Here is a 5,172-nt window from a genome sequence, read left to right on the forward strand (position 1 = left end):
CCACCCGGCCGACGACACATACGTCCAAGAACGACACCGGCGCACCGCCAAGAGGATGCGCAAGTTCAATATCCGTCACTGGGACCTCATCGTCGCCGCCTGGGCAGACGGAGTCTGGGAGAAGGGCAACGAGCAGCCGCTGCACGACGTCTGGTGCAAGGTGCTCAGCGATGAACTCGGTTCGGACTGGGGCGCCTACGAGTACTGCAAGTCGCTCGGATTCAACGCCTGACACCCCAGCCCACCAGCACCGACACCCGCAACCGGTTAGCCGGGACGCGACAGTTGGAACCTGGCCACGCGTTCTGGCACCGCAGACGATCATCCGCCCACACCCGCCGCGTCGTCACCCGAGGGCAGCGGGCCCGCAGGACGAAGCCAGGCAGGCCAGCGTCGGTTAGATCTGTCGAACCCAACAGGTCTGACCAGGGTGCGGCTGGAACCGTCAAGGGCTCGGGGATGGCCGCCCACGCGCAAGAGCTGATGCCGCGCATGCCCGGGGCCGACCTGTCAGCGTCGCGGCCCGGGGCCGACGCGCTTGTAGGTGCAGCGCTTGGTGACCGGGTTCAAGACGGCGACTTTCAGTGAAGTGTGGGCTGCCGCCTCGATACGGGAGAGCCAGGCCTGGCCGGGGACCAGGATGGTTAGATCCGCAGGCCACCGGGTGAGCGCTGAGGGGTCGGGGCACACCACGCCGGCCAGTTGGAACGCGCTCTGCTTGTGCGGCCGGCTGTAGAGGAGCAGTCCGTTGCCGTGGGCAGGGCTCTGGGCGCCGCACTCGACCGCCTTGCCGGAGGTGGAGCGGACCATGTGCATGAACGCGGGCCACAGTGCGCCGTCCATGCCCGCGTGCTCGAAGAAGGCCGTCAGCCGCTCCTGCTCCGCCCGCTGTTCCCGTGTCTGTTCCTCCGCGGCCAGCCGGCGGTCCTCGGCGGCCAGTCTGCGCTGTTCGGCGGAAGCGGCCCGCTGCTGTGCGGCCTGTCGGCGTTGCTCGGCGGCGGCCGCCTGCATGACGCCTTCGGCATCGGCCTCCAGCCGGGCCCGGACGATGGCCAGTTGAACGTAGGAGTGGGCGGTCCACCACACCGAGGTGTCCGGGCCGGTATGGGCATGCACCCGTCCCTGAAGAATCCACCGGATCGCCTCCTCGAGGGAGCAGGAGATGTGGGTCCACGCCGCCTTCGTCTTCAGCGTGTGCGGCGCGGTCCAGGTGTAGCGGGCCATGCCATGGCGCACCGTCCATGCGTCCCCGCGGTTCCTGGGGGGCGCTACCCGTAACGAGGGGACGCCGCGTTCCCACGGTCGTTTCTCCATCGAGACCCAGCACACCGCCACACCGTCGGCCGCGTAGCGATCGGTCCGCATCCGCGCGTCCTGCGGCGTCATCGGTGACAACTGCGCCTCCAGCGCCATGAACGGCCGGTCCTGCCCATCGAAGACCAGCACGTCGGCACGCCAGGTCCGGGCCTCGTTGCCGACCTCCAGCTCAGCTCTGAAGCCCGCCGCCCGGGCGGCGGTGGCCAGCTCCAGCTTCAGCAGGTGATGCTCCGGCGACTCGTTCGCCAACGCGCAATCGAGCGGCCGCACCTGGTGGTAGAAGTGCCTGGCACGGTGCGGGGAGACGCGCGCGAACACCCTTCCCCGGCACTCCGGACACCCAAGCTCCAGCCCCTTCACACGGTGGACGTCCGCCCAGGACCGGCCACAACCGAGATCGTCCAGCGACGCATCCAGCCGGCCCCAGCCCGCATGCACAGCGGTGTACCCCATCAGCCCCCTCCCGTGTGCCCCGAGAAGGACAGCATCCCCTCGTACCGGGACGGCGATACACCGGATGAGGACGCGCGGCTCCTGCCGGTCGTGCGCAGTGAGCCGGTCCGGCGCTGGCGGTGCCCAGCGGCGGCAGCATCGGCCGGACGCAGGGCGGTTCAGTCTCTCCCACGAGTCGACCCGGCGGGGACGTCCCGCCTCAGGGACATCGGTCCGGCCGAAGCCGTCTCCGGCGGGCTGGCGCCTGCCAGGCGGCCCGCGCTGGCGCCGCGTTGCATGGCGCATCTGGCCCATGCCTGCGCCCACAGCCTGAAGGCCGGATACGGGCACGGCGACGCTGAAGTGTTCGCCGCCCTGCAATCCCTCGTGCTGGCAGCGGCGAACCTCACATAGCCCGCCCGTCCCGCGCTCTTGCAGCACCAGCCGGCCCCGCTCTCGCACCGTAGAGGCGGGGCCTTCGGCCGCTCCGGCCCGCACCCGCCAAGGCGGCCTGCCCTGCCGACGGTGCCACGACAGAGGCGTTGCTCCGATCCTGGCTCACGTCATTGCGTTCTGACAGGTCGTCACCAAGCCGCCTGCAGCAAGGGGCGCACTCTTCCCGTTTCTCTTTCGAACCGGAAATTCAATGCCCAGTCGCAGAGTCGTTTGGTGATGGCGTCAAGGTGTTGTTTGCTGAGGTGACCTAGTAGTTCCTCGGATACGTCCAGCATTTCTCGCTGCGGGCGGTCTGATGCCGTTACGGTCAACATGTAGGCGGCTGCTCTGGCGATGAGGAAGCTCCGGGAGGCGTCTGTCTCACCATGAATGACCAAGCGTCGTAGATCATCCGCAATGTCTAGCTTTACTTGCTCCCTCGCCTTGTGGGCTTCCCGCGATCGCGATTCTGCACCGAAGCAGTCACCCATGGCGAACAACACAGCATGCATCTCGCTGACCTCAGAGGACGTGGCGACAGGGTCAGGACTTGTGATTTTCTCAAACGCCTCGTGAAATGCGGTGGTGAGGATCTGCGCCGCTGCCAGGTCGCGGTGCTGAAGGAAGCCCAATGCGAACAGGGCGCGGATGCGTAGCCATGCTTCGGTTTTTTCGTTCGTGAGGACATTGCCCAAAGCGTTAACGATGGACTCGGTCCATCCGCCGGCCACGAGTGTGTCGATTGCCTCCCGCCGCTCGACACCTGCGTTCTGGAGGAGCGAGTGTCTGAAGAGTGCTTGGGCCCCAGACCGGATGTGCCGGGGTATGAATTCCTCGTTCAGTGAGTCGGCCGCCTCGTTGACTGCATGGAACCACGGCTCATCGATCGCAGTCCAGTCATTGCAGATTGCTACGTTGTTGTCGAGGACGTGCCGGAGTGTGACAGCGATCCACTGTAGTCCGGCCGCAGCATCCGGCATCGCTTCTGGTGATTGGAATTCCCGTATGAGGTGGCCTAGTTCATCCTTCCCCTTGCCGCTGTGTGCAGGATCGTAAGCCAGCATGCGTTGCCAAAGGCCGTGAGCGGCAGTGCCGCGCTCCCTGATAGTTGCGGTTGTGTTGCGTGCTCGTGCGAGCAGCAGCTGGTGGACCCAGTCTCGTTCTCCGGGTGGCGACCACTCCGGCGGAACGGCGATGGCCAGTTCTAGTTCGAGAGATCGGCCGGGGTAAACGCTCACCAGGCGAAGTCGGTCAGCATCGTTGAGCAGGTGATGTACCCACGCGCAGACTCTGCCGGCGAGACCGGGGTTTGTCTTACTGAGTTGGACGAGTGCGGTGGCGACCCGCCACATCCTGAATCCCAGTGGCATGGTCTGCAGGGCATGCTGCAGGTGATCTTTAGTGGTTTCGAAAGAGTACTTGGCGAGTCCGCCGACAAGGGCAAGTGCATCGGTGTTTCTCGGGGTTGGTGGAGAGGCGCCAATCATGATGAGTTGATCGACGAGTTTGCTCATCTGTTCGCTGTAGTGCTGGCGGATTGCTCGGATACCGTCTCGCTCCGTTTTGGAGTTATCGACCGCCATGAACATGGTGAGCAGTGCCGATGCCTGGATCAGGACGTCGAACTCCGTAGCGGGGGGGACGAGCAGCATCTCGGTGGTCCAGCTGCACGGGACCTGGGCCACGAGACTTGTCCGGTCTGTCAAGCCTCGTAGTCGCAGGCTCAGCGACGTCAGACCGCCCGTGTCCTCCATCTCCGGAGCTAGGGCGCATATCGCCTCATCGAGCTGTCTCAACCGGTCGTCGTTGAGTCTTTGATGATCTCGATGAAGAGCGTTGGCCAGATTTCCCGGGTCCATGCCGCAAGCACGGGCAACGGCCCTGTTGCTGATCTTGTGGTCTTCGTCCAGCCTCGCCAGCTGCGCAGCCGCCGCCCACGCGATCAGTTCGTCGGCATCGCCAATGTCATTTATGCCCTGGTCCACCCGGGTCATAGTGTCAAGCCTAACGCGCCTGTTGTGCCCTGGCGAACAAATGTTGTGGAGCCTGGCGTCAGCGTTGTAGAGGAATTCGACTTGGCGGGGCGACTAACAGCATTTGGACGCTGACCTGCAACGATGTCGCGAAAATCGGGCCCAGATTCCGTTGTGGCGATGTGCTGATGCGGCAACCATTGACGTACTGCTCGGGTCAATCGAATCCCCGACAGTCACATCGCAGAGGAAAGAGCAATCCGTGAACGATCAACCGGAACGCCTCCAGACCAACGACATCGCAGCCGCGGAAACGAAGGAGCACCTGATGAGCACCGAACACCCGAACAGCGAAAACCACGCCACCACAGCCGGCCCCGGAGACTCGCGTGACCGCGGTGGTGATGCCTCACTTCACCCCCCTCATAGCGCCCACGTCACCTTTCCCAACGGCAGCGTCTTTAGGGAATCCGAGCTGCGCCATCTGGCATGCGTCTGCGGCATCGAGCCGACCGTCCGCGCGGTGCACGACGGTCCGCTCACGATCAACGAAGCTCAGAGGCTGTTCGTCCCGAACAGCCGATACCTGGATACGGCAACGTACGGCTTGCCGAGCTACCCGACGGCCGTCGCTGTATCCGAGGGAGCCGTGGCGTGGCTCCACGGCGAGACCAGTCTGCTCGCATACCACGCTGCGATAACCGCCGCCCGGGCCTCCTTCGCGCGGATCGTCGGCGTGGGCGAGTCCGAGGTAGCCATCGGCGGCACGGCGGTTGGATTCGTCGCGGCGATCGCGAATTCGGTCCCGCGAGGGACGACGGTTCTCGTCAGCGAGGATGAATTCTCCTCCGCAGGCTGGCCCTTCATGGCCCACGCACAGCAGGGGCACTATAAGGTGAAGATCGTCCCCCTCGACGGGCTCGCCGAGGCCGTGAATGCCGGCGTCTCGCTTGTCGTCGCTTCCGCAGCGCAGTCGATCGATGGTGCCGTTGCCGATCTGGACGCCATTTCGAGC

At 65.0% G+C, this 5,172-nt stretch carries 2 protein-coding genes and 2 pseudogenes; 2 read left to right on the forward strand and 2 right to left on the reverse strand.

The window, feature by feature from the left end; all coding sequences use genetic code 11:
* Positions 1 to 232, forward strand: a pseudogene (locus ACWFR4_RS47580) (transcriptional regulator); the annotation flags it as partial.
* A gap of 278 nt (positions 233 to 510) precedes the next feature.
* On the opposite strand, the gene ACWFR4_RS47585 reads toward ACWFR4_RS47580, so the two are convergent.
* Both ACWFR4_RS47585 and ACWFR4_RS47590 read right to left on the reverse strand, forming a co-directional pair.
* Positions 511 to 1,566, reverse strand: coding sequence for a competence protein CoiA family protein (locus ACWFR4_RS47585; RefSeq protein ID WP_453658081.1), 1,056 nt, complete (start codon positions 1,564 to 1,566; stop codon positions 511 to 513).
* 767 nt (positions 1,567 to 2,333) lie between these two features.
* On the reverse strand, positions 2,334 to 4,169 hold the full coding sequence (locus ACWFR4_RS47590) for a hypothetical protein (RefSeq protein ID WP_453658083.1): 1,836 nt from the start codon (positions 4,167 to 4,169) through the stop codon (positions 2,334 to 2,336).
* Between the two features lie 250 nt (positions 4,170 to 4,419).
* On the opposite strand from ACWFR4_RS47590, the pseudogene ACWFR4_RS47595 reads away from it, so the two are divergent.
* A pseudogene (locus ACWFR4_RS47595) lies at positions 4,420 to 5,172 on the forward strand (hypothetical protein); the annotation flags it as partial.

The sequence above is a fragment of the Streptomyces sp. NPDC055140 genome (assembly GCF_053607285.1).